The organism is Arthrobacter sp. GCM10027362 (assembly GCF_042679445.1).
In the GTDB taxonomy this organism is placed as follows: domain Bacteria; phylum Actinomycetota; class Actinomycetes; order Actinomycetales; family Micrococcaceae; genus Crystallibacter.
Map to the genome: position 1 here is coordinate 1 of NZ_JBHTML010000003.1, position 23,210 is coordinate 23,210.

Genomic DNA, 23,210 nt, shown 5'->3' on the forward strand with positions numbered 1-23,210 from the left:
AGCTGGTCCGCGGCCGCGGCGCGCTCGGCCTTCAGCCGGTCCACCTCCGCGCGCAGCAGGACGGCCGAGCGCTGCTGGCGGATCAGCGGCAGCTGCTCCCTGGCCAGTTCGGCGTTGCGGCCGAGCAACGCCTGCAGCTCGCGGTAGCGGCCGTACCGGGCCGGCACCTGGGCCAGGGCGTCGCGCTGGCCGCGGGCGTCCTCCAGCTGCCGGTAGATCCCGCGCAGGTGGCTGAAGTCCTCGACGGCGCCGGCGGCGGCCTTGAGCGTGGCGGGGATCTCCAGCACCTCGTAGCGGAAGAACTGGTTGACGCCCTTGTCCAGGCCCTTGCCGTTCTGCAGCGTACGCAGCAGGCTGAACGCCTTGTCGTTGTCGATGCCCAGCCGGCGCCGGAAGCGCTCGGCGAAGGTCTTGTGCGTGTCGAACGCCTCGCAGCCGGGCAGCGCCTTGTGCAGCGAGCTGGGGGAGAAGCGCCGGCTGCCGTGCGCCTCCAAGGCCTCGGTGTCCAGCGGCCGGTCGTGGATCAGGTAGTGCTTGCCCACCGAGCCCTCGAGCCCGTTCACCGGCAGGTCGAACAGCGCCGCGATGCAGGTTTGGCGGCCCAGGCCGTCGTCGTACACCAGCGCGATCGCGGACCAGGTGGCCCCCGGGCGCTGGTACTTGGTGCCGGCGGCGGTCTTGAACTTGCGCCCGCGCATGTAGCTGTAGGTGGTGCGCCGGTCCTTGCGGTTGCTGGCATCGTGCGCGGATTCGTTCAGCCGCGGCGCGGCGGCGAAGATGTGCTGGATGCCGTCGAACAGGGTGGACTTGCCCACGCCCGGGTGCCCGGTCAGCAGGGTCCCGGCCCGGTCCACGTACATGGTGTGCCGGCCGTGGAAGGTGCCCCAGTTGATCACCTGGATGGCGCTCAGCCGGTGCTGGCCCGGGTTGATGGCGTCCCCCAGCGGGAGCGTGAGGGCAATGCTCACAGCTCGTCCTCTCCCTCGTCGGTGCTTGCAGGGTCAATGATCGCGGCGGGCTCCAGGCCGTCGAAGGGCTGTTCGCCGTCGATGCCGTTGTCCGCGGTGCGGTCCAGCGCCGCCAGGTAGGCCGGGATCTCGTCGATCGTGTCGAACGGCAGGGCCAGCGCCAGTGCACTGGAGACCCGGTATTCGTCCGGCAGTTCGGTGGGCAGCAGCAGCTTCAGCGCCGCCAGCCGGGCCAGCGAGGAATCGGTGAGCTCCTCGAGCCGCTTGTCGTCCACCATGCCGGGGTGGCGGTGCTCCTCCAGGAGCTCCCGGGCGCCGGCGCGGGAGATGACCGGCTCGGTGCCGGTGCCGGCGTGCCGGTCCAGCAGCAGCCGCAGCCGCAGCGCCAGCAGCGTTTCCTCGCGCCGCAGCGGCTTGCGCGGCTGGATCGGCGCGGTGTGCGGGGCGTCCACCTCGGCCGGGGCGAGCATGGCGATCTTGCGTTCCGGATCGATGGTGAGCAGCAGGAAGATCTCGCACAGGTAGTCCGAGATTGCCCGGCGGTTGTCCAGGATCAGCCCCCACAGCCGCGGCTCGGCCACGCCGTCGATATAGGGCCCGCGCAGCAGGCGCACCAGCGCCTGCCGGATGTTCAGCGGGAAGCTGCCGGTGTCGCCGTCGAACAGGCTCCGCTCGGCGCGGGAGCCGGCGTCGTCCGCCTCCTGCGGCCGGCCGGCCTCGTCCAGTTCGGTGGGCTCAACGGTTTCGCCGGTGGTCATGGCACATCCTCGGTGAAGGTGATCAGGGGCAGGTAGGCGGTGCGTTCGGTACCGTCCACCTGGTGGAAGGTGACAACTTCGTAGCGGATGCCGTCCAGCTCCTGCCCGGTGTTGCGGGCGGTGAGCACCAGCCCGCGGATGCTGTTGATGTGCCGCTGCTCCGGCGGCAGCTGTTCCAGCACCTCGCCGAGCGTGGGTGCGGTGCCTGTGCCCCTGCGGCGGGCGGCGCGGGCGACGGCGACGGCGGAGCGCAGCGCGGCGAAGTCCGCCTTCGGCGTGCTCGGGGTGCGGTGGATGTCCGCCTCGCTCAGCGCCGGCGGATCGGCCAGCTTCGGCGGGGGCACATGCTCCCGGGGGTCGAAGATGCCCAGCCCGGCCAGCGTCCTGAACCGGGGTTTGAACAGCTGCAGGGGAGCCACCGGGGTGCGGGCCTTGAGCGCGGGGGACTGGGCCACCGCCAGCTCGGCGGTGCGGATGGCCTTGCGCAGCAGCAGGGATTCGCGGAACTCGTCGCTCTGGACATAGGTGTGCAGGCTTTCCGAGAGCCGGCCGTAGATTGCATGCACCTCCGAGGCCTGCCGGCGCAGCTCCCGCACCAGGTTGGACAGGGTGGCGCGCTCGCCGGCGGTGAGGGCGCCGACGAAGTCCCGTTCCAGCACCTCGGTCACCGCCTGCCGGAAGCGCGCCTGCTGCTGCGGGTCGTTCAGGAACTCCGTGAAGCCGCGGAAGGTCTCGCCCTCGGCGGTGCTGCGCAGCTGCCGGTCGCCCTCGAGTACCTGCCCCACGGCCACGCCCTTGGTCATCGAGGACTCCATGATTTCCTGCCGGATGGTGTGCAGCATCGCCTCCACGCCGTCGCGCATGCGCTTGAAGTCCGCCGGCAGGCTGGCGGCCAGGTCCAGCACGCTGCGGGCGGCGGCGACGGCGGAGTCGCGGCTGAGCAGCTCCGGGGCCTGGCCGGACTGCAGGGCCCGGATCTGCGCCTGGCGTTCGGCGATCTCTGCTTCCAGCTGCCGGATCCTGGCCTCGGGGTCCGGGTCCGTCTCGTGGGCGAGGGACTCGATGCTGGTCAGCAGGGTGTTCAGCCGCGAGCTGTTGAGGTTGGTGCGCTGGTCCGTGAGGGCATCGATGAAAGTGATCACCCGCGCGGTGGCGGCGGTGGGCTCGTAGACGAACCGGCCGTCCACCATCGGCCGGGCCAGGAACTGGCTGCGCACCCAGGCGTCGGCATAGTTCGCCGCCTGCCACTGGGCGTTCAGCGGCACCTCCTGCCGGCGCAGCTCCTTCAGGAACGCCTCCAGCCCCGCATGGAACTGTTCGAGGCGGATCCGCTGCCGGCTCGGGGTGAATTCGGCGCGGAAGAAGGCGATGACCCAGGGCGCCGCGGAGAGGAGCTTCCAGGCCGGACCGAGCTTGAATTCCTGCTGGGCATGCCAGTTGGACACGGCGTGTTCGGTGGAGCGCATGCTGGAGGATCCCGGGCTTTCCCATGACTGGCTGGAGAGGACCTTACGATGTTAGGCGACGATCCGGCGTGTCACGGAATCAGGGCGGCGGACGCACCGCTGCGCACACCGGCGCGTCAGTGCAGCGAGTCCACCAGCCAGGCCTGCAGCTGCCGGCTCCAGACCAGCTTCAGCACGGCCACCGCCAGCGGGTTGGTCGCGGATCCGATGTCCACGTGGGCCACGTCCGGGTTTCCGGGCGGGGAGTGGACGTCCGTGACGCGGTGTGCCGGGATGGACTGCAGGATCCGCGCCGGGACGTGGAAGTCGCCCCAGGCCAGCCGGGAGGCCGGGGTCACCAGGGTTTCCAAGGTCTTGCGGTAGCGCTGCCGGTCTCCCAGGGCAGTGCAGAACAGCTCTGCCACATCCACCGCGGCGGCCAGGTCCTGCTCCGGCCACAGCGGGTCGATGGGGTCATCCCGGCGCCCGTCGTACCGCATGCGTTAAGCGTAGCCGCCGGTGCCGACGGCACTAAGCGGTGCCGGACTGCTTCCGCGGCGCCGCCGCATCGCGCCAGGCGCGTCAAGGTCCGCCGCTGCGAAGGCCCCCTCGCTGCGCCCGGCAACCACGCAGCAGACGGCGGCCGAAACATGGCTGCAATACAGGCCTGTTAAAGATGTCGTCATGGGAAATGCTGTCTCCGCCAGGATCCTGGAACTGCGCCACGTGGAGCCCGAGGGGCCTGCGGCGTACCTGCCCGTGCTGCACGAGTACGCCGAGGTCGAAACCGTCCGGCTGTGGCAGGAGCCGGTGCCCCAGGGCCGGGACTTCTCGGCCGTCGTGGTCATGGGCGGGCCGATGGGGGCCAACGACGGCGGTCAGTTGCCCTGGATCGACGAGGAGATCGCCTTCCTGCGCGCGGCCGTGGCGGCGGGAACGCCGGTGTGGGGCGTGTGCCTGGGGGCCCAGCTGCTTGCCGCCGCGCTCGGCGCCCGCGTCCAGGCCGGGCCTCGGCCGGAGGTCGGCGTCCTCCCGGTCCGGCTGACCGGCGACGGCGCCGCCGATCCGGTGTGGGGCGGCCTGCCGGTCTCCTTCCCGGTGCTGCAGTGGCATTCGGACACCTTCGAACTGCCGGCGGAGTCGGTGCTGCTGGCCTCTTCCCCGCAGTACCCGCACCAGCTTTTCCGGCACGGGAACAGCTACGGCGTCCAGTTCCACCTCGAAGCCGACGCCGCGCTCGCCGGGCAGTGGCTGGGGATCGAGGACTACCGGCAGGCGCTCGAGCAGGTTCTCGGACCCGGTGCCGCACCGGACGTGCTGGCGGCGCTGCGCCAAGTCGAGGCAGGCATGGTCCAGCACGCGCAGTCGGCCATCCGCCGCTGGCTGGAGAACTGCGGGCTGCCCGGCCCCCGGCCCCGGATCTGACCAGGCGGTGCTACTTCCCGGCCTTGGTCTGCAGCACCTCCAGCGCCGCGGCATTGATCCTGGCCCGGAACGCCGGATCCTTCCTGGCCTGGGCCATCAGCGCCTTGTGGATGGCCGGGACGGCCTTGGCATTCACGCACAGCAGCATCGTGCCGCCGGCGGAGAAGAACCTCACCGCGCGCTCCGCGTAGCTGAACGGCGAGAGCTGGGCGGCGTCGCACAGGTCGTCCGAGACGATGATGCCGGTGAAGCCCAGGTCCTGGCGCAGCATGGTCTTCATGACCGTGGGGGAGAAGGCGGCGATGCGCCCGGCATCGATTTTCCGGTAGTAGGCGCTGGACACCATCACCCACCGCGCGCCCGCCCGGATGCCGGCCCGGAAGGGCAACAGGTAGGCATCCCGGCGCGTGGTCCGGTAGTCGGTCACCCCGGTGGTGGTGTCCGTGTTGCCGGTGACCCGGCCGAGTCCGGGGAAGTGCTTAAGCGCCGGCGCCACCCCGCCGTCGGCCATGCCGCGGGCGAAGGCGGTGGCGCCGGCGGCCACGCTCGAGGGGGTGTAACCGTACTCCCGGTCGAAGTAACCGATGGGCGCATTCCTGGCGGCATTCGCCTTCGGCACCACGTCCGCCACCGGGGCCAGGTTCACCGTGACCCCTGCCGAGCGCAGCTGCCGGGCCCACTGCCCGGCCTTGGCCCGCAGCGTGCCCGCGGGCCACTTGCCTTGGGCCAGCGCCGTGGGGATCCTGGAGATCCCCTTGCCGCTGAGCACCTGGACGTAGCCGCCCTCCTGGTCGGTGGCGGTGAAGCGCCGGATCCCGCCGGTGGTCTTTGCCGTGACCGTCGCGTCCAGCCTGCGCACCACCGCGCGGGTCCCGGCAACGCCCTTGGCGCTGCGACCCTTGAGGAAAATGTTGCCGATCTTGTAGCCGGTGATGGTCTTCAGCGTCGCCGCATCCGCCCCGGTGGCCGGCACCCCGGCCATGAGCACCTGGCCCACGCGCTGCTCGAGGGTCAGCCCGGCCAGCTGGGCGGCAGGGTCGTCTACCGCGGCAGGGCTCGCCGTGGCCGGCAGCGCGGCAGGCACCGCGCCGGCCGGCAGCGGGACGGCGGCCGGTCCGGAAAGCAGGCAGAAAACGGCAAGCAACGCAGCCGGCGGCAGCTTCCTCCGGGACATGGCGGTTACAGCACCGCGGAGAGCAGCAGCACGCAGACCAGCCCGGCCACGGAGATCACCGTCTCCATCACGGACCAGGTCTTGATGGTCTCCCACACCGTCAGCGCCGGCCGGGCCGGCGGCAGCCCGGACGCCGGCGGGGCCAGGATCCCTGCCGCCGTCACCGTTGCCACGGTGGCCGGGCCCGTGCAGTCACCGACCAGCACCGCCACAATCCAACCCAGGAGCATCTTGTCCGTGGTGGCGTCGGCGAGGACCGTAGCACCGGTCTTCAGGTTTGCGGGCATGCTCATGGGCCCCTCCGGTCCGGCTCAAACTTTCAGCTTGAGTGCTTCGATGATGTTCCCCGCGATCACCTGCGGAGTGGGTCCGACGTCCACGGTGAGGTGCGGTTCGTCCGGCTGCGGCTCTTCCAGTGCCTCGAACTGGCTGGCCAGCAGGGCCGGCGGCATGAAGTGGCCGCGGCGGACGGCCAGCCGGGCGGCAATGGTTTCCTGGCTGCCGCGCAGGTAGACGAAGACGACTCCGGCACCGCGCCGGTTGAGGATGTCCCGGTAGGAGCGTTTGAGCGCCGAACACGTGATGACCCCGTTCGTGCCGGCATCGAGCCGGGCCTCGATCCAGCCGGCGACTTTTTCCAGCCAGGGCCGGCGGTCCTCGTCCGTGAGCGGATGGCCGGACGCCATTTTCTCCACGTTCGAGCGCGGATGCAGTGCATCGCCCTCCTCGAATTCCCAGCGCAGTACCCCGGCCAGCAGCGCGGCGACGGTGGACTTGCCGCAGCCGGTCACTCCCATCAGGACCAGGACCTGGGCCTGCGGCGCCGGTTGTTCCGAGTGCTCCGGGTGTACCGTGGGTGCCGGGCTCATGGCTTCATGATGGCACCGGTCAGGCAGTACCGGAAGATCGGGGCGGCGCCACGCCGTCACGGGACGGGTCCGGTAACGTCGTCGCTGACGCAGCGTGCCGGATGGAAGGGGCGACGGCCGTGGCACTGGCCTTGGTGCTGGATCTTTTGGGCACGTTTTTCTTCGCGGTGTCCGGGTCCCTGCTGGCGGCCCGCCGGCAGTTCGACATCGTGGGCTCGCTGTTCCTGGGTTCGCTGGCCGGGCTGGGCGGCGGGGTGATCCGCGACCTAATCCTGGGCGGAGTGCCCAACGCCTTTGCCCAACCCGCGTACCTGCTCCCGCCGGTGGTTGCGGCGCTGGTGGTGTTTTTCCTGCTGCGCAGCGTGGAGCGCTTCCGGCGGCTGCTGCTGGTGTTCGACGCCGGCGGGCTGGCGTTGTTCTGCATCACCGGCACGGTCAAGGCGTTGGATGCCGGGATGAATCCGGTGGCGTCGGCGTTGCTCGGCGTCACGACGGCGGTGGGCGGCGGGCTGATGCGCGACGTGGTGGCCAACCAGGTGCCCCAGCTTTTCAACCCGCGGGACATCTATGCCGTGCCGGCCATGCTGGGGGCGGCCCTGGTCACCGTGCTGTGGCAGGCGGGCCTGTTCGGCACGGCCGCGGCAATAGCCGTGGCGGCCGTGGTCTTCGGCCTGCGGGTGGTGTCCCTGCACTATGGCTGGCACATACCGCGGGCCGCACGCGCCTGGCAGGGCGGCACCTCGGAGGAAAAGTAAACCGCACCGGGTCCCCGTGCTGAGCTGGCGAAGCACAGGGGGAGCCGCCGAAAAGTGAGGTGGCCGGGGCCTGTCCCGAGCTTGCGAGGGAGGGGGAGCCGCCGAAAAGTGAGGTGGCCGGGGCCTGTCCCGAGCTTGCGAGGGAGGGGGAGCCGCCGAACGCTAGCCCGGTGAGGCAGCCGGGCGGTACCTTGGGGGTGGACCCGCGGAACCGGTCCCGGGCACCGGCGGAAGCTGAGGACAGATGGATCCCACGTCGCAGATCATGGAGGACTACGAGGCCATCCGCCCCGAACAGGAAGGCTTCTACCGGGACCTGCACCAGAATCCCGAACTTTCCCATCAGGAAAGCCGGACCGCCGCCGAGGTGGCCGGCCGCCTGGCAAGCTGCGGCTTCCGCGTCGAGTCCGGCATCGGCGGCACCGGCGTGGCCGGCGTGCTCGACAACGGGGAAGGCTCTACGGTCCTGCTGCGGGCCGATATGGACGCCCTGCCCGTCCGGGAAGCGACCGGCGCCGGCTATGCGAGTACCGTGACGGCCACGGACGGTGCCGGGCAGCAGGTCCCGGTCATGCACGCCTGCGGGCATGACGTCCATGTGGCCTGCCTGCTGTGGGCCTCGCAGCTGCTGGCCGGCCGCCGGGAGCTGTGGCACGGAACCCTGGTGGCGCTGTTCCAGCCGGCGGAGGAAGCCGGCGACGGCGCCCGGGGCATGGTTACCGACGGCCTGTTCAGCCGGGTCCCGGCGCCCGACGTCGCCCTCGCCCAGCATGTGCTGCCCGGTCCCTCGGGCCACGTTGCCACCCGCACCGGTCCGGTCCTGTCGGCGGCCGACAGCATCCGGATTACTGTCCATGGACGCGGTGGCCATGGCTCGATGCCGCAAAATACCGTGGACCCGGTGGTTCTGGCCGCCATGATCGTCATCCGGCTCCAGACCATTGTTTCCCGGGAAACGCCGCCCACCGAACCCGCGGTCCTGACCGTGGGCAGCCTGCGCGCCGGAACCAAGAGCAACATCATCCCGGACCAGGCCGTGCTGGAGCTGAACCTGCGCACCTACGCCGCGCCGGTGCGGGAGCGAATCCTTGCCTCAATCCGGCGCATCGTGCTGGCCGAGTGCGAGGCCAGCGGCGCTCCCCGGGAACCTGAGTTCGAGATCTTCGACCGTTTCCCGCTCACCGAGAACGACGCCGGCACCACCGCCCGCGTCGCCGCGGCCTTCCGCAGCCATTTCGGCGACCGCGCCGGCGTCCTGGACCTGCAGACTGCCAGTGAAGACTTCAGCGATATTCCCCGGGCCGCGAAGATCCCCTATACCTACTGGGCCATCGGCGGGACGGACCCGCAGGCCTGGAGTGCAGCCGTGCAGAACGGACGGGTGCACGAGGAGATACCGGCCAACCACTCGCCCAGGTTCCTGCCCGTGCTCCAGCCGACGCTGCGCACGGGAACCGAAGCGTTGGTCACCGCCGCCCTGGCCTGGCTGGGCCCGGATCCGGGCCCGCAGCCGGGCCGGTAGCCGGCGTCAGCACCCGGCCCGGCGGCCTATGCCCCGCCCTTGTGGCGGTACGGGCCGGTGCCGCCGCGGGCCTTACGGTGCATTCCCGCGCTGCTGAAGGGTCACGGGGTTTCCTCGGGCTGGTCGGCATCCGGGACGTTCCGCTGAAGATCCTCGTCGATCTCCGATTCCGGCTCAATGACCACACCGTCTTCGCGCTGGTCGATCTGCGGATCAAGCTCCGGCCGTTCGTCCGTCATGACTGCTCCCTTCGCAAGCAAATCCAGGCGGCTTCGGCCGCATTTTCCGGCCTGGTGAATTTCCCAGCCTAACGGGCGGTGGCGGCGGCAGGAACCCCTGCGTGCGGCCGGGAGGGCGACGCGTCCACTAAACTGGTCGGATGCGCCCTCGTCTTGCCACCCTGACCGTTGCCCCTCTGGTATCCGCCGTCCTGCTGGTTTCCGGCTGCGGACAGATGGAACAGGCCGCCGGCGACGCGGCGAACCAGGCCGCCTCGGACCTGGCCCAGGCCGGCAAGGACGCCGCCAGCCAGGCCGCTTCGGACATTGCAAAGGCCGGCAAGGACGAGCTGCTGCGCCAGGCCTGCAAACCGGTCAAGGACGGCAGCATCAGCGCCAGCGACCAGGAATTGATCTCCGGCCTGCTGGCCGGCGCCGAAGCCGCCGGCATCCGCTCCGACGTCCTCGCCCAGTGGCGCCAGGTCGCCGAGGCCGGCGACCAGGTTCCGTCCAGCGTCGTCAAGGCCATGCAGGACACCTGCCACACGGTGAACTGATCCGGCCGACGGACCGGGGGAGGGCGGATGCGCGAGCTGGCGCTGCTCGAACAGCAGATCATCGCCGCCCTGCAGGTCGATCCCCGGGCCTCGTGGCGAAAGATCGCCGCCGTGCTCCGGGAACCGGAGCGCACGGTCGCCCGCCGGGGCAGCGAACTGCTCGAATCCGGCGTCGTCGGAGTGCGGGGCATCCGTCTGCGGCCCACCCCGGTGCTGGTGGAAATCCGCTGCGCCCCGGGCACGTCCCGGGTAGCCGTCCAGGCCCTGGCTCAGCGCGCCGACACCTCTTTTGTCTATACCGTCACCGGCAGCGGCGACTGCCTGGCCGAAATCCTCACCGACCGGCAGCGGCTGCATACGGTGCTGTCGGACGAGCTGCCCGGCATCGCCGGACTCACGCATGTGAACACCTACCCGGTACTGCGCTACTTCAAGACGCTGCGGGCCTGGCAGCCCGGCCCGCTCTCCGCCGAGCAGCGCGCGGCGCTGCGTCCCGTCCCGCTGGCCGATCCGACCATCCTTGACGAGTATCCCCAGCTGGGCAGGACGGACGAGCAGATCGCCGACGCCTTGTGCGAGGACGGCCGCATGTCCTTCGAGGCCATCGCCCGGCGGGTGGGGGTCTCCGAGGCCACTGCCCGCCGGCGCACCGAGTGGCTGCTGGAGACCAGCTACCTGAACCTGCGCGCGCTCGTGGAACCGGCGGCGCTGGGCCTGCCGGTCGAGGCGCTGCTGTGGATCAAGACCGCTCCCGCGCAGCTCGAAGGCCTTGGCCGCCGGCTGGCCGAGCAGCCGCAGACCCGCTACGTGGCCGCGATCACCGGGGACTACCAGATCCTCGCCGACGTCACCGTGGCCAATAACACCGCCCTGTACGACTTCACCACCAGCAGCGCCTGGACCGGCGACGCGACCCAGGTCACCATTTCGCTGCTGCTGGACGCCCGCAAGCGCGGCGGCCGGCTCAAGCCCGTTCCCTGAGCTGTTTCCGCGGCATCTCGCCGTTTCCGGCATGTTTCCGCGACGACGACTTCAGCCGCAGTGGCTCCCGGAGCCGGAGTCTCCTGACGGAGTACGGCAAATTCTTGGCCGATTCCGTCAGCTGTTGTGCGGGAATGGCAGAAACCTTCACAGTGGTTTGTGACCGAAGTCTCAACGCCCCGCTTAGACCCAGCACAGCCGCAGTAGCCGAAGGATACCTCCATGCCACTCACCCTTTCCCGGGCCGCCGCCGCGGGCGACTCCACGGACGTGCTCGCCGCAGCAAACCTGCCCGCACTCTGGATCTGCGCGGCCGGAGTCTTCGCCGTGATCTTCGTCCAGTCCGTGATCTATCTCAAGGCCGCCCGCAAGGCAGCCCCGGCTGCCGGCATCACTTCGGCGGAACTGAAGATCTCCTTCCGCTCCGGCGCGGTCGCCGCGATCGGACCGTCCCTCGCCGTCGTCATGGTGGCCATCGCCCTGCTGGCCGTTTTCGGCACGCCCGCCGTGCTGTCCCGCATCGGCCTGATCGGCTCCGCAGCATACGACGCCGGCGCCGCCAGCATTGCGGCCAATTCCGCCGGCGCCCAGCTCGGCGGCCCGACCTATACCCAGAACATCTTCGCCATAGCCTTCTTTGCCATGAGCGTGGGCGGCGCCATGTGGATGCTTGCCACCCTGATCCTGACCCCGCTGCTGAAGCGCGGCGGCACGCAGCTGGCCAGGGTCAACCCGGTGGCCATGTCGATCGTCCCCGGCGCCGCCCTGCTCGGAGCGTTCATGGCCCTGGGCGTCGCCGAGGTGCCCAAGTCCATGGTCCATGTCCTCGCGCTGGCCACCTCCGCAGCCGTGATGGGCCTGTGCGTCTTCCTCGGCCGCAGCCCCAAGCGTGCCTGGCTGCGCGAATGGGGCCTGGGCTTCGCCATCGTCGCCGCCCTGGCCGTGGCCTTCATCGCCCACACCGCCGGCACCGCCGCCTGATCCGCCGCCCGGAAGGAACGCATCATGTCCGCTTCTGTCGTGACCCCCACCGCCACCACCTCCACCACTACGACGGCGGCCGCTGCCGGCGCGCCCGCGCTCGCCGAGTTCGACCGCACCACCTCCCGCTGGGGACGGCTGACCATGATCGCCGGCCTGGCCATTTCGCTGGCCGGTCCGCTCTACCTGGCCTTCTTTGCCGGCCTGGACATCAGTGCCGGCCAGCTCTGGACCGCCTTTGCCGCCGTGGCCGCGGTGTTCGCGATCATCTGGATTGTGGAACCGGTCACCTACTTCCCGATCCTGGGGCCGGCGGCCATGTACCAGGCCTTCATGATCGGCAACATCTCCAGCAAGCTGCTGCCCTCGGCGCTGGTCGCCCAGAACCGGATCGGCGCCCGGCCCGGCACCCGGCGCGGCGACTTTGCCGCCGTCGCGGCCATCTGCGGGGCCGCCGCGGTGCACCTGGTCTCGCTCGCGGTGTTCGTCGGCGTGCTGGGCACCTGGCTGATCAGCATCATCCCCACCGAGGTCATCGACGTGGCCCGGTTGTATATCCTGCCCTCGGTCATGGGTGCGGTGATCGTCCAGTCCATCCTGACCATCAAGCAGCCCCGGGTGACCGTCATCGCCGCGACCGTGGCTCTGCTGGTCCAGTTCGTTCTGCTGCCGCTGGCCCCGGGCATCGCCTTCCTGACCACCGGCCTCGCCGTCATCGCCACCATCCTGGTCTCCTGGCTGGCCCGGGACCGCAAGACCACTGCCGCCGTCGCAGACTAGTCCGAACCCATAGGAGAGACTGAACCTAATGACTGCCCCCACCACCCTTGCCGGCCTCGAAACGGCAGGCGCGCTTGCCCTGACCGACGAACTCCGGACCGGCCTGCACGAGCTGTACCGGCACCTGCATGCGCATCCGGAGCTGTCCATGCAGGAGCACCGGACTGCCGAACTGATCGAACAGCACCTGGACGGGCTGGGCATCGAGAACTTCCGTTGCGGCGGCACCGGGGTGGTGGGCGTGCTGCGCAACGGCGAGGGCCCCGTGGTCGGCTTCCGCGCCGACACCGACGGCCTGCCGATCGCCGAGGACACCGGCCTGGACTACGCCAGCACCGCCACCGGCACCCTGCCGGACGGCACCGAGGTCCCGGTCATGCACGGCTGCGGGCACGACACCCATGTCTCGGTGCTGCTGACCGTGGCCCGGATGTTCGCCGAGGACCGCGAGGCCTGGGCGGGCACTTTGGTGCTGATCTTCCAGCCGGGCGAGGAAACCGCTGCCGGTGCCGCCGCCATGGTGGCTGACGGGCTGTGGGAGCGTGCCCCGAAGCCCGAGATCGTCTACGGCCAGCACGTGATGACCGGGCTCGCCGGGACCGTCTCGCTCTCGGTGGGCAGCGCCATGGCCATGGCCGACTCGCTCAAGGTCACCGTGCACGGCCGCCAGTCCCACGGCTCCCAGCCGCAGGACGCCATCGACCCGGTGGTCCTCGGCGCCCACATGGTGGTCCGGCTGCAGACCATCGTCTCGCGCGAGCTGGATCCGCGGCAGGCCGCCGTCGTCACCGTCGGCACCTTCCATGGCGGGCTGAAGGAGAACATCATTCCGGCCTCCGCCGAGTTCACCCTCAATATCCGCACCTTCGACGAGGGTGTGCGTGCCCGGGTGCTCGCCTCGGTGCGGCGCATCATCTCCGCCGAGGCCGCCGCCTCCGGGGCGCCGGAACCGGAGATCGAGGAGCTCTACACCTTCCCCGCCTGCTACAACGAGCCTGCCGAGGCCGAGGCCCTGGCCGGCGTGTTCCGCACCGCCCTCGGCGAGGGGGCCGTCTCGATCGTGCCGCCGGTGATGGGCAGCGAGGACTTCGGCCACCTCGCCGCGGCCATCGGCGTGCCCGCCGTCTACTGGACGTTCGGCGGCCACCCTGCCGAGGTGCTCGACGGCGGCGGCCCGGTTCCGGTCAACCATTCGCCGTACTTCGCGCCCGTCATGGAGCCCACGCTGTCCACCGGGGTCAATGCGGCGGTGGCGGCGCTGGCGGCGCGGCTGGGCCGCTAGATCCGCTGTCCGGTGCGCCGCAGGAAATCCCGCGGCGCACCGGCATTTAACCGGCGCCCCAAAGCAGCCGGCTATGACCGGAGGCGCCCGCCTTGTTCGAAACCCTCACGCTGCTGGGTCTGCTCGTCGGCCACGCGCACGCCGTAGCGGTAGGCAAGCTCCCCACCGAGATAGCCCGATGCGCTGAGCAGCGCCAGGGCGACGAGGCTGATGATGAATCCGGCGATGCTGACCCGGTCGTAGCCGATGCCGAGACGGACCAGGAAACCGGCCACGAACAGCGCGGTCACGGCCAGGTTGAGGGACATATGGATCAACCCCGTGCGGTGGGCCTTGGTGCCGCGTTCCAGCTGTGAGAAGTCGAGGAAGCCGAAGACCGCCGCGGCCAGTGCACCGATAATGCCGATGCCAATCAGCCAGAGTGCGCCCCGTTCAAAGACCGTCGTCTCACCGGTGATGAAGGCGGCGAGGTCGAAGACCAGGCTGGCGATCCAGGCGCCGATGGGAATGGGGATCAGGGATGGATGGAAGGGGTGGCCGTAGGGCCCGGCCAAAGCTGTCCGGGGCCGCTTGGCGCGCTGCTGCGTGGAATCATTCACTGGAGTTCCCCTCTCACTTGGTGTTGCGAAGGAGTTGCACAGCCTGGCGGGCCGGACCACCCGGCGGATGCTAGCGCACGCCGCTCATCAGGTTCAGGATCGGCCTGGCCGCCAGGGCCAGGGCCGCCGCCAAGGCAATGGCCGCTGCCCCGATGGCCCCGAAATACGGCACCTCGTTGGTCGGGTCGTAGAACTTGGCCAGCACCCCGGACGTGGCCGTCCCCAGGGCCACCGAGAGGAAGTTCAACGCCACCATCTGCGCGTGGAAAATCCGTGGCGCCAGCTTCGTGGACAGCGACAGGCCCACCGGCGAAAGCAGCAGCTCGGCGAGCGTGAACAGCAGCAGGATTCCGGCGATCGCCGGCAGCGGGCTGCTGTTCGGGCCGCCGCCGGCCAGCGGAATGAACGCCAAAACTGCCAGGCCCATGATCGCCAGCGCCATGGCAAACTTCAGCGGCGTCACCGGCTGCCGGTGGCCCAGCCGCGTCCATATCGCGGCAAACACCGGGGCCAGCACGATGATGTAGACCGGGTTGAAGGACTGCACCCACTCGATGGGCACCATCCAGCCCAGGACGCTGCGGTCCAGCCGCTGGTCCGAATACAGGGTGATCACGGTGAACTGCTGCTGGAAGATGGAAAAGAACGCCGCGCTGGCAATGAACATCGGAATGAAGGACAGCACCCGCCGCCGCTCGGTGCGGTCGATGTGCCGGCTGCTGAGGATGACGATGAAATAGATCACCGCGGCAGCCACGGAAACGGCCGCCACCACACCGGCCAGGTTCGCCGGCGTGACCAGCCGCGTGAGGACGGCAACGATGATCACCGCGAGGGCCAGCACTGCGATGCCGGCGACCGGCAGGTACTTCTGCCGTGGCAGCGGATCGGCAATGACGTGTGCTTCCTCCGGCAGGTTCTTCCGGGTCAGGGCGTACTGGATCAGGCCGAAGGCCATGCCGATGGCGGCCAGGCCGAACGCGAAGTGGAACCCCAGCAGGTTGTGGGTCAACCCGGTCAGGAGCGGACCGAACAGGGCGCCGATGTTAATTCCCATGTAGAAGAGGGAGAAGCCCGCATCGCGGCGGTCGTCGTCGGGCGCATAGAGCGAGCCGACCAGCGTCGTGGCATTGGCCTTCAGTCCGCCGCTGCCCAGTCCCACCAGGATCAGGCCTGCCGCCAGGCCGACAATCCCAGGCAGCAGGGCCAGGGAGATGTGCCCGAGCATGATGATGATGGCGCTGTAGAACAGCACCCGTTCGGACCCAAGCAGCCGGTCCGCCACCCAGGCGCCGAGGATGGTCGAAAGGTAGACCGAGCCGCCGTAGGCGCCGATAATCCCCGCAGCCACCCCTTGGTCGATCCCCAGACCTCCCTCCGAGACCTCGAAGTACATGTAGAGCAGGACCACCACCTGCATGCCGTAGAAGGAGAAGCGTTCCCACATCTCGACGCTGAAGAGGTTGGCCAGCATGCGCGGCTGGCCAAAGAAGGTCTTCCCGCTGGGGTTCCTGCTTTCCGTGCTCACCCTTGCCGGAGGGACGGGTTCCGTTGGAGTGCCCATGTGCCTCATGCTTCCACTTGGATTGGTGGCTGTCACGGGCCGGCCGGTGCTGCCGGGGCCTGCATCGGCCGATACGCCGAACGGAACGCTCCGAACGACCCCGGGCGGGAGAGAAGGTGCCTGTTAGCCGGATTCTTCGGGCGGGGCCTGCGGGACGGGATCCGGCGGCTGCGGTGATTCGGGGAGCTGCCCCGGGTTGCCCGGTTGGGTGGCGGTTGCGGCCGGCTGGCTCCCGGACAGCGGCAGGACAGCCTGCCGGTACCTGTTCCGCAGGGGTCTTCGGTCCGGGTCGACGTAGGCGGGCGGGATGACCCAGGGCACGCCGCCACGCATGACGATCCGCCAGTCGCCCTGGTGGACCAGGTGGTGGTGGAAGGAACAGAGCAAACAACCGTTGTCCGTGCCGGTGCGCCCGCCCTTTTCCCACTCGTGGACATGGTGGGCTTCGGTCCACGGGGCCGGAACCGCGCAGCCGGGGAAGATACAGCCGCCGTCCCGGGCAACCAGCGCCCGGCGCATGGCCGGAGTGAAGAGCCGCTGGGCCCGCCCCACGTCGAGCACCTCGCCCTTGCCGCCGAGGACTACGGGAATGAGGTCCGCATCGCAGGCGATCTTCCGTACCGTCCGGGCGCTGATCAGGCCTCCGAAGACGGCCTGTCCTGTCCCGCCGAGCTGCTTTGTCAGGTCCTCGAATCCGATCGTGATCATCACCTGCGGACGGTGGCCGCCGGCGGCCGGGAGTTTGTCTGCGGCCAGGGCGATCTGGCAGGCGCCGACCAGCCCGTTGAGCAGTTTTTGTGCCCGGGTAGGTTCTGCCGGCGTGGGCTGCAGGTTGCCGTCCGCGTCGACGGCCACGGCCTGGCACGGCTCCGGCGTGCCGGGTCCGGAGGATTCGTCCACTGCGCCGGTGCTGTTACCGTCCGTGGTGTCCTGGCCGCCGGCTGCGGCTCCGGCCTCCGGCGCACACGCCTGCTGCAGGCGCGGATTGGTGGCCGTGTTCATGACGGAGATCAGGTATTCGTACTGTTCGTCCGTCGCGGCGATCTCGAGCCGGTGCAGGCCGTTGCGCTTGCCCCGGAGGAAGACGCCTTGGCGGGCCCGCAGGAATTCCTCGGTCGGTTCCTTGCCGTCAGGATCCAGCCCTGCTTCCCAGTGTTTGATGACGGTGCGCAGGATGTCCGTATCCGCCTCGGCGGCCTGCAGCGTAAGCATGTGCTCCATGGCGCGCAGGTCTTCTCCGCGGGCGGCCGGCCGGACCCGCTCCACCGCGTCGCGGATGAGGGAGGCGGCCTGGCTGCTGATTTCGGAACCGGTCAGCGCCGCGCCGAGCTGCGGCAGTTGGGCCGGGGCCTGCTCGCCGCTCATCAGGGTTCCGGGCAGGGCGCTTTCACCCAGGCGCAGCCGCCGTCGTGCTTCGCCGATGCCGATCTTCAATCTCTTGCGCAGGTACTGGGCCGTGTCCTTGAATTCGGTGTGCCGGTGCTTTTCATCCCCTGCAGGATCCGTTGCCGGATCGGACCACGTAAAGCACCGGTCATTTTCACCCACCGCAGCGATATTCTGCCGGTCCAAGGCATGCGCCGCGATGACTTGGAGCTGTTCCACGACCTTCGAAAGTTCTTCCGCGGCCGCTGCCGCTTCGGCCAATTCCCGTGTGGGCATCAGCGGCGATTCCTGGAGGAAATGTCCGGCGAAATCCTGCAGTTCAGCACGCGCCGAGCGGAGGAAGCCTGACGCTTCCTGCGACGCCTCGTACGGTGCTACGGCCATGGACCGATTCTATCGATTAAACATTCCGAAGTCGCGAAGAAATCCGGCCTGTGTAGGAATAGACATTCGCATTCCGTGCAGAAATAGTGGGCGGGAAAATCCGGGGCCTAATAATGGAAAACGGCCGGGAATTACCGAGGAAATACGTTTTGCAAGTACCGGTTGTGCTGTTTCCTGCGGGAAAAGCCGTTTGCCGTCGTTACCAAGGCAGATCGGGCCGGCAAGGGTGGCGGGCAGGCGGGGCAGGAACCGGGGGACGGCTTTGCGGCCGGCCCCCGGTCGAGGCCCTTCAGCTGCGGCAGGGCCGGACCTCGTCCGGCCGGGCGAGGTTGTATAGGAGCATTCCGTGGTTGCTCGCGATCGCGAGCGCCCCGAATCCCGGGCTCCAGATGGCCTCACCGTCGCGGCCTTGGAAGATTTCCACCAAGCTGTCGGGCTGGTGGTGCCAGAACAGCTGCGGCTCGTTCCGGAGGCCGAACTGCACGAGGCCGAGTTCCGGCTCCACATGGACCCGGACCGGCAGCCGGGCCTCGTCCTACAGTGCCTTCCGGGCCTGGAGCCAGTGGATTTCGTGTCCGGGATGGTAGATGGTGCAGCCGGACCGCTGCGCAAAAACCAGATGGAACGGAACGGCCTCGTTGCTGGGCATGCCAGCTCCCTTCGTCACGGCCCGCCGGGCGGGCTACTCTTGCCCGGGCCGGTTGGCCGCGGGCCGCTTCGTCATCCGAACCACCCGTGAGTTTGGGGTTGGTGTGTGGCCGTGTCGGAGCACTGCCGCTGCATTTGGCAGCGGCCGGCCACATCTCGTGAAGCTAAGAGGAGCGTAGCAAAGGCCTCGGACAATTTCCGCAAACCGGACAGGCGCGGCCCGACGACGGCGTCATGGTGCCCCGCTGCTGGGGTCAGCCAGCGCCGGGGTTCGGGAGATGGAGGCACATGCCGCCAGCCCTGTGCCGGCGGCCGGGCCGGCGCCTCGGCTGGGGTTTGCCGGAAGGCGGGGTGCGGTACGTCAACCGTTCCCGACCAGTTTCAGTTCCTGCCGCCCCAGGACGTCCCCTCCGGAGAGCGTGAGCGAGTCGCCCGCCTGGAGGTAGGGGAACCGGCCGGACAGCGCCACGCCCTGCGGGGTGCCGGTATTAATAAGGTCCCCTGGTTCGAGGACCATGTACTGGGACAGCCGGTACACCAGGTCGGCGGCGCCGAAGACCATGTCCGAGGTCCAGCTGTCCTGCCGGGGCTCGCCGTTGACCCAGGACCGGAGGCGGATGCCGGCAGGATCTTCGAGGACTGAAGCCGGCACGAGCCAGGGACCTACCGGATTGAACGTTGCGCATGATTTGCCCAAGGTCCATTGGGTCCCGGCGTGGTGCTGGTAGTCGCGTTCGCTGACGTCATTGGTGAGCACGTAGCCGGCGATGCACGCTTCGGCGTCCTCGGCGGACCGCAGGTAGCTGGCCCGCCGGCCAATGACCACTCCCAGTTCGACTTCCCAGTCCACCTTTTCCGCTCCCGGCGGGATGACGACGTCGTCGTGCGGCCCGATGACGGTGTTGGGATGCTTGAAGAAGACGACGGGCCGCTCCGGGACCGGGTCGCCCGATTCTGCCGCATGCGCGGCATAGTTCAGTCCGATGCCGACGACGGCGGTGGGCCGGGCGATCGGTGCGCCGATCCGCCGTGTGCCGATGTCGTACGGTTCAAGCCCCTGCAGGTTGAGGCTGTCCAGCCGGTGCGCCCAGCTTTCCAGGAAACTCCCGTCGATGTCCCGGGTGACGGGCCGCAGGTCATAGGCCTGGCCGTCTGCAGTCATAAGTACGGGGACTTCCTGGCCCCAGTCGCCAATACGCATCAGGCGCATGTCATCATGTCCTTTCATTGAATTCCGTTTGGAGCGGCTCAGGCGGAGAGCAGCCGCCCCCACTGCGGCGCGAGCAGGGGGGCGCCGGCAAGCTTCAGGCAGTGCCACAGGGTGACTGCCACCGAATCCAGGACCGGTACGCCGGTAGCGGATTCGACCTGTGCCGCAATGTTCGCCCCGTAGAGATTGGTGCAGAGGTAGACCAGCGCATCGGGCTTCGACGCCGTGAGTTCCAGCGATCCCGGCAGCATTTCGGCATCCGTCACCCGGGCGAAGGATTCATTGTCGCTCAACCCCAGGGCCCGGTGGTCGATCGTCTTGATGCCGTTGTGCGCGTAGGTCTCGATGATCGCCTGGTTCACATCCGGGGTGTACGGGGTGAACAGGCCGATGCGTTCCGTGCCGAAGGACTCGAACGCCTCCAGGTAGGCGAGCGTGGAGGTGGTGGCCGGGATGCCGGTGGCATCCCCGATCTCCGCGACCAGTTCACGGTCGTGTCCGACACCGAGCCAGGAGCCGGAGGTGCCGTTCCACGCGATCACGTCCACGTCCGACGTCGCCAGCAGCTCGGCTGCGGTGCGCATGACGCCGGCGTCGAACTGTTTGTCAGAGGAATCATCAAGGGCAATGCGCGTGACCGGAATCCTGGTGAAGTGGATGGTCACGTCATCCCGTCCGCCGAGGATGCGGTAGCTCTGGGGTTCCAGACAGGTGTTGGAGGACGGCACGATCATGCCAATGCGGGTGGGACGGGTAGAAGAAGGCATGGATTGCTCCTACAGGGTGGCGAAATTGGCGGCGGCCGGGGCGGTCTTGTGGACAGCGTCCTGATGCTCCCGGAAGCCGTCGCGGGGAAGGTAACGGCCCACGGGGCCGGGATCGTGGAATGTGTGGCCGTTGAGCACCACGCGGCCGGCCGAGACGACGACGGCCGGCCAGCCGCCCAGCACCCTGCCGTCGAAGGGCGAGAAATCGGTGCCCATGTGCAGGGTGGCACCGTCCACGGCGCGTTGCTCGGCCGGGTCGAAGATGACCAGGTCGGCGTCGAACCCTTCGGCGATGACGCCCTTGCCGGGGACCGCGTTGATCCGGGCTGGCCCGGCGGAGAAGACTTCCACGAAGTCCTCCACCCGGGCACCGGGCTGTTCCATCAGGGCGGTGAAGGTGACCGGCATGCGGGTCTCCACCCCCGGCAGGCCGTGGGGCATGAAGCGGATGTCATCGGTACGTGCGCGCTTCTGCGCCAGGTCGTAGCAGGAGTGGTCCGAGGCGACGGTGTGGATGGCGCCGGCAGCAAGGCGGCCGCGCAGCGCGGCGACCGTTTCGGCGCTGCGCATCGGCGGGCAGCAGGCATACCATTCGGGAAACCGGGAGTCGTAGACGGTGTCATCCAGCGTCAGGTAGTGCGGGCAGGTCTCGGAGTAGGCCTGCTGGCCGCGGCGGCGCGCCTCGGTGACCAGGTCCACGGCGCCGGGGGTGGACTGGTGTACGAAGTAGACCGGCGCACCGGTGTACTCGGCCATCGCCAGCACCTCCTGCACCGAGGCCTCCTCGGCCAGTTCCGGACGGGTGTGGTGCAGGTGCTCGATGCCGATCAACCCGTTCTCGGCATGCTGCTGCGTGCAGTCGGCGATGATGGGGTCGTGTTCGGCGTGGATGTAGGTGAGCCCGTCCAGGCGGACCATTTCGCGCATGACCTTCAGGATGGTGTCCCCGTCCGCCATGGTGGTGCCGCGGTTGGTGGTGTACATCTTCACGGAGCGCACCCCTTCGACGGCCAGCTGTTCGAGCTGTCCGGGGACGGTTTCGTCCCAGCTGATCACCGCGCCGTGGAGGGCGACGTCGCAGCGGGACTGCCGGGCCAGCTCCTTCTTGTTGCGCACGGCTTCCAGCGGTGTTTCGGAGGCATCGCGGGGGATGCCGAAGTCGATGATGGTGGTGGTCCCGCCCCAGAGCGCGGCGGTCGAGGTGATCCGGTAGTCGTCCAGCGTGGCGTAGCTTCCGGTCACCTGGGCCACGTGGCAGTGTCCGTCCACCCCTCCCGGGACCACCAGCAGGCCCGCGGCGTTGACGGTGCGCTGCGCGTCCGGCGCGGGCACGGCGGCGTCGAGCAGCTGCTCGATCCTGCCGTCCCGCACCACGATGTGGGCGCGCTGGCGGCCGAAGGCATTGACCACGGTTCCGTTGGCAATGACAAGATCCGGCAGAGTTGGCATGGCTGCCCTCCTATCTTCCTGCATGGGCGGTTCGAACCGACTGCACGTCGGCCAGGGCGGCGTCGAGAGCCTCGGAAAGGCCTGCGCGGCGCTTGGCCGGCGGGGGAGCGAAGGAGCCGGCGCGGTGCGTGCCGGAGCGCAGGCCGACCACGGCCTCGGCCATCCGGATGCCGGCGGAGATGCCGTCCACTACCGGAACGGGGATTTGGCCTTCCAGTTCCTGTGCCAGCCCGGCCAGGGGCGCGCCGGCGAGGATGACGACGTCGGCGCCGTCGTCCGCGACGGCCTGGCGGCTTAGCGCCAGCAGGGTTTCCTTGAAGTCGGCCTGGACCGAGCCGATGCTGTTCAGGCTCTCGGTAATTGAGCGGATGGACGCGAGCCGGCCGATGAGGCCGAAGCGCTCCACGCAGTCCCGGTACCAGGGCCGGATGCGCTCCGAGATGGCGATGATCGAGAAGCGTTGGCCCTGCAGCGCCGCGGCGCACAGGGCCGCCTCGGTAATGCCGATGACGGGCACGTTCGCCAGTTCCTTCAGGGCGGGCAGGCCGGGATCGCCAAAGGCGGCCACGATGGCGCCGTCGACCTGGCCGTGCTCCTGGGCGATGATCTCGGCCACGGCCCCGGCGGCAATCAGGGATTCGAAGCGGGTCTCGATGTATTCGACGCCGTGGCCGGCGGTGCGGACCACGAGCTCGGTGGCCGGGCCGGCCGAGCGCAGTGCTTCCGCCTCGATCAGGGCCGTGACGTCCTCGCTGATGTTCGGGTTAATGACAAGGAGTTTCATGGTGTCTTCCGTTGCTGGGACAAATCGGTCCGGTGGACATCTTCGGGGAACTGTTCGCGGTACTTGTTGATGTGCGAGGCGGACCGGGCGGCGGCGCGGTCCGGGTCCCCGCTGGCGATCGCGGCATAGAGGTCGCGGTGTTCCTGGATGAGTTCGGGAAGATCGGTGGCATGCCGGAACAGCCAGTGCATCCGCCCCTGCAAAGGCTCCAGGGCCGACCGCAGGAAGTTGTTGTCGGCGATCCGGGTGATCGCGTCGTGGAACTCGTTGTTGGCGCGGTGCGCTTCGATCAGGGACCCCTTGGCCAGGTACCGTTCGGCGTCATCCAGCATTCCCTCCAGCTGCCGCAGGTCCTGCGGGGTGGCCCGGGCCGCGGCCAGCCGGCAGGCGAGCACCTCCAGGGAACTGCGGACGTCGAAGAGGTCCTCGACCTCCTTGGCGCTGAGGCTGCTGACCTCCGCCCCGCGGGCCCCGCGGTCGCCGATCAGTCCCTCCTGCCGGAGCATGCGCAGGGCTTCCCGGACCGGCAGCCTGGAGACGTTGAACTCCGCGGCCAGGTCGCGTTCCACCAGCCGGGTGCCGGGCGCATAGTGCCCCTCGAAGATCCTCGAACGGATCGCATCGCGGACGGTTTCCCGCAGTGGGCGGTCCTTGTCGCGTGTTTGGTCTGCGGTCAGCATCGTGTGCTCCATTCGTGTCGTGGA

General features: G+C 69.2%; 25 protein-coding genes and 1 riboswitch. Of the genes, 8 read left to right on the top strand and 17 right to left on the bottom strand.

The genetic code is table 11. The annotated features are described in order from the left end of the window. From ACFQ36_RS00930 to ACFQ36_RS00945, 4 genes are all read right to left on the bottom strand, one after another. A partial coding sequence (locus tag ACFQ36_RS00930; protein WP_377009649.1) for an ATP-binding protein occupies positions 1–968 on the bottom strand: 968 nt, incomplete at its 3' end. Next, positions 965–1,726: a DUF4194 domain-containing protein gene (locus ACFQ36_RS00935; protein ID WP_377009652.1), complete on the bottom strand. Its 762-nt coding sequence runs from the start codon at positions 1,724–1,726 to the stop codon at positions 965–967. The genes ACFQ36_RS00930 and ACFQ36_RS00935, both read right to left, overlap by 4 nt. After that, entirely contained in the window at positions 1,723–3,192 is a 1,470-nt protein-coding gene (locus ACFQ36_RS00940; RefSeq protein ID WP_377009654.1) for a DUF3375 domain-containing protein, read from the bottom strand. Before ACFQ36_RS00940 ends, ACFQ36_RS00935 begins: the two co-directional genes overlap by 4 nt. Positions 3,193–3,308: 116 nt before the next feature. Beyond that, complete coding sequence (locus tag ACFQ36_RS00945; protein ID WP_377009656.1) at positions 3,309–3,671, bottom strand: hypothetical protein; 363 nt, start codon at positions 3,669–3,671, stop codon at positions 3,309–3,311. Between the two features lie 184 nt (positions 3,672–3,855). Here ACFQ36_RS00945 and ACFQ36_RS00950 point away from each other — a divergent pair, with 184 nt between their 5' ends. After that, positions 3,856–4,596, top strand: a complete 741-nt coding sequence (locus ACFQ36_RS00950; RefSeq protein ID WP_377009658.1) for a type 1 glutamine amidotransferase — start codon at positions 3,856–3,858, stop codon at positions 4,594–4,596. A 10-nt stretch (positions 4,597–4,606) separates the two neighbouring features. Here the strand turns inward: ACFQ36_RS00950 and ACFQ36_RS00955 are convergent, their stop codons facing one another. The 3 genes from ACFQ36_RS00955 to ACFQ36_RS00965 are packed head-to-tail and all read right to left on the bottom strand — an operon-like array spanning position 4,607 to position 6,639. Continuing rightward, complete coding sequence (locus ACFQ36_RS00955; RefSeq protein ID WP_377009660.1) at positions 4,607–5,770, bottom strand: glycoside hydrolase family 3 N-terminal domain-containing protein; 1,164 nt, start codon at positions 5,768–5,770, stop codon at positions 4,607–4,609. A gap of 5 nt (positions 5,771–5,775) precedes the next feature. Next, the gene (locus ACFQ36_RS00960; RefSeq protein ID WP_377009662.1) at positions 5,776–6,063 is read right to left on the bottom strand and encodes a hypothetical protein; all 288 of its coding nucleotides are present in this window, start codon (positions 6,061–6,063) and stop codon (positions 5,776–5,778) included. An 18-nt stretch (positions 6,064–6,081) separates the two neighbouring features. Then, positions 6,082–6,639 carry a gluconokinase gene (locus ACFQ36_RS00965; protein WP_377009664.1) on the bottom strand — a complete coding sequence of 186 codons (558 nt, stop codon included), beginning with the start codon at positions 6,637–6,639 and terminating at the stop codon, positions 6,082–6,084. Positions 6,640–6,740: 101 nt separating this feature from the next. On the opposite strand from ACFQ36_RS00965, the gene ACFQ36_RS00970 reads away from it, so the two are divergent. Together ACFQ36_RS00970 and ACFQ36_RS00975 are read left to right on the top strand one after the other, a co-directional pair. Next, a complete protein-coding gene (locus ACFQ36_RS00970) occupies positions 6,741–7,394 on the top strand; it encodes a trimeric intracellular cation channel family protein (protein ID WP_377009666.1) in 654 nt (217 codons plus the stop codon). A 244-nt stretch (positions 7,395–7,638) separates the two neighbouring features. After that, a complete protein-coding gene (locus tag ACFQ36_RS00975; RefSeq protein ID WP_377009669.1) occupies positions 7,639–8,916 on the top strand; it encodes an amidohydrolase in 1,278 nt (425 codons plus the stop codon). A gap of 101 nt (positions 8,917–9,017) precedes the next feature. Here ACFQ36_RS00975 and ACFQ36_RS00980 read toward each other — a convergent pair whose 3' ends face one another. Continuing rightward, positions 9,018–9,155 carry a hypothetical protein gene (locus ACFQ36_RS00980; protein ID WP_377009671.1) on the bottom strand — a complete coding sequence of 46 codons (138 nt, stop codon included), beginning with the start codon at positions 9,153–9,155 and terminating at the stop codon, positions 9,018–9,020. A gap of 140 nt (positions 9,156–9,295) precedes the next feature. Between ACFQ36_RS00980 and ACFQ36_RS00985 the strand changes: the two genes are divergently transcribed. The 5 genes from ACFQ36_RS00985 to ACFQ36_RS01005 all read left to right on the top strand — a co-directional run bounded on the left by ACFQ36_RS00985 (position 9,296) and on the right by ACFQ36_RS01005 (position 13,715). Further along, positions 9,296–9,691, top strand: coding sequence for a hypothetical protein (locus ACFQ36_RS00985; RefSeq protein WP_377009673.1), 396 nt, complete (start codon positions 9,296–9,298; stop codon positions 9,689–9,691). A gap of 27 nt (positions 9,692–9,718) precedes the next feature. Then, entirely contained in the window at positions 9,719–10,672 is a 954-nt protein-coding gene (locus ACFQ36_RS00990) for an Lrp/AsnC family transcriptional regulator (RefSeq protein ID WP_377009675.1), read from the top strand. A gap of 222 nt (positions 10,673–10,894) precedes the next feature. Further along, positions 10,895–11,653, top strand: a complete 759-nt coding sequence (locus tag ACFQ36_RS00995) for a DUF5058 family protein (protein WP_377009677.1) — start codon at positions 10,895–10,897, stop codon at positions 11,651–11,653. Between the two features lie 24 nt (positions 11,654–11,677). Next, positions 11,678–12,433 carry a hypothetical protein gene (locus ACFQ36_RS01000; protein WP_377009679.1) on the top strand — a complete coding sequence of 252 codons (756 nt, stop codon included), beginning with the start codon at positions 11,678–11,680 and terminating at the stop codon, positions 12,431–12,433. A gap of 28 nt (positions 12,434–12,461) precedes the next feature. Further along, positions 12,462–13,715, top strand: coding sequence for an amidohydrolase (locus ACFQ36_RS01005; RefSeq protein WP_377009681.1), 1,254 nt, complete (start codon positions 12,462–12,464; stop codon positions 13,713–13,715). 71 nt (positions 13,716–13,786) lie between these two features. Here ACFQ36_RS01005 and ACFQ36_RS01010 read toward each other — a convergent pair whose 3' ends face one another. The 9 genes from ACFQ36_RS01010 to ACFQ36_RS01050 all read right to left on the bottom strand — a co-directional run bounded on the left by ACFQ36_RS01010 (position 13,787) and on the right by ACFQ36_RS01050 (position 23,186). Then, positions 13,787–14,314, bottom strand: a complete 528-nt coding sequence (locus ACFQ36_RS01010) for a DUF2231 domain-containing protein (protein WP_377009683.1) — start codon at positions 14,312–14,314, stop codon at positions 13,787–13,789. 70 nt (positions 14,315–14,384) lie between these two features. Continuing rightward, positions 14,385–15,878 (bottom strand): peptide MFS transporter, encoded by a 1,494-nt coding sequence (locus ACFQ36_RS01015; protein ID WP_377009685.1) that lies wholly within the window; start codon positions 15,876–15,878, stop codon positions 14,385–14,387. Between the two features lie 123 nt (positions 15,879–16,001). Continuing rightward, positions 16,002–17,648 (bottom strand): DUF222 domain-containing protein, encoded by a 1,647-nt coding sequence (locus ACFQ36_RS01020; RefSeq protein WP_377009687.1) that lies wholly within the window; start codon positions 17,646–17,648, stop codon positions 16,002–16,004. Between the two features lie 289 nt (positions 17,649–17,937). Further along, positions 17,938–18,132, bottom strand: coding sequence for a hypothetical protein (locus ACFQ36_RS01025; protein ID WP_377009689.1), 195 nt, complete (start codon positions 18,130–18,132; stop codon positions 17,938–17,940). Between the two features lie 195 nt (positions 18,133–18,327). Next, positions 18,328–18,460, bottom strand: a riboswitch (SAM riboswitch). 197 nt (positions 18,461–18,657) lie between these two features. Then, a complete protein-coding gene (locus tag ACFQ36_RS01030) occupies positions 18,658–19,506 on the bottom strand; it encodes a fumarylacetoacetate hydrolase family protein (protein WP_377009819.1) in 849 nt (282 codons plus the stop codon). A 38-nt stretch (positions 19,507–19,544) separates the two neighbouring features. Further along, complete coding sequence (locus ACFQ36_RS01035) at positions 19,545–20,273, bottom strand: Asp/Glu racemase (protein WP_377009691.1); 729 nt, start codon at positions 20,271–20,273, stop codon at positions 19,545–19,547. Positions 20,274–20,282: 9 nt separating this feature from the next. Continuing rightward, positions 20,283–21,722, bottom strand: coding sequence for an amidohydrolase family protein (locus ACFQ36_RS01040; protein WP_377009693.1), 1,440 nt, complete (start codon positions 21,720–21,722; stop codon positions 20,283–20,285). A 10-nt stretch (positions 21,723–21,732) separates the two neighbouring features. Continuing rightward, entirely contained in the window at positions 21,733–22,506 is a 774-nt protein-coding gene (locus ACFQ36_RS01045; RefSeq protein WP_377009695.1) for an aspartate/glutamate racemase family protein, read from the bottom strand. Then, entirely contained in the window at positions 22,503–23,186 is a 684-nt protein-coding gene (locus ACFQ36_RS01050; protein WP_377009697.1) for a GntR family transcriptional regulator, read from the bottom strand. The genes ACFQ36_RS01045 and ACFQ36_RS01050 overlap by 4 nt, the downstream gene beginning before the upstream one ends. Positions 23,187–23,210: the final 24 nt, after the last annotated feature.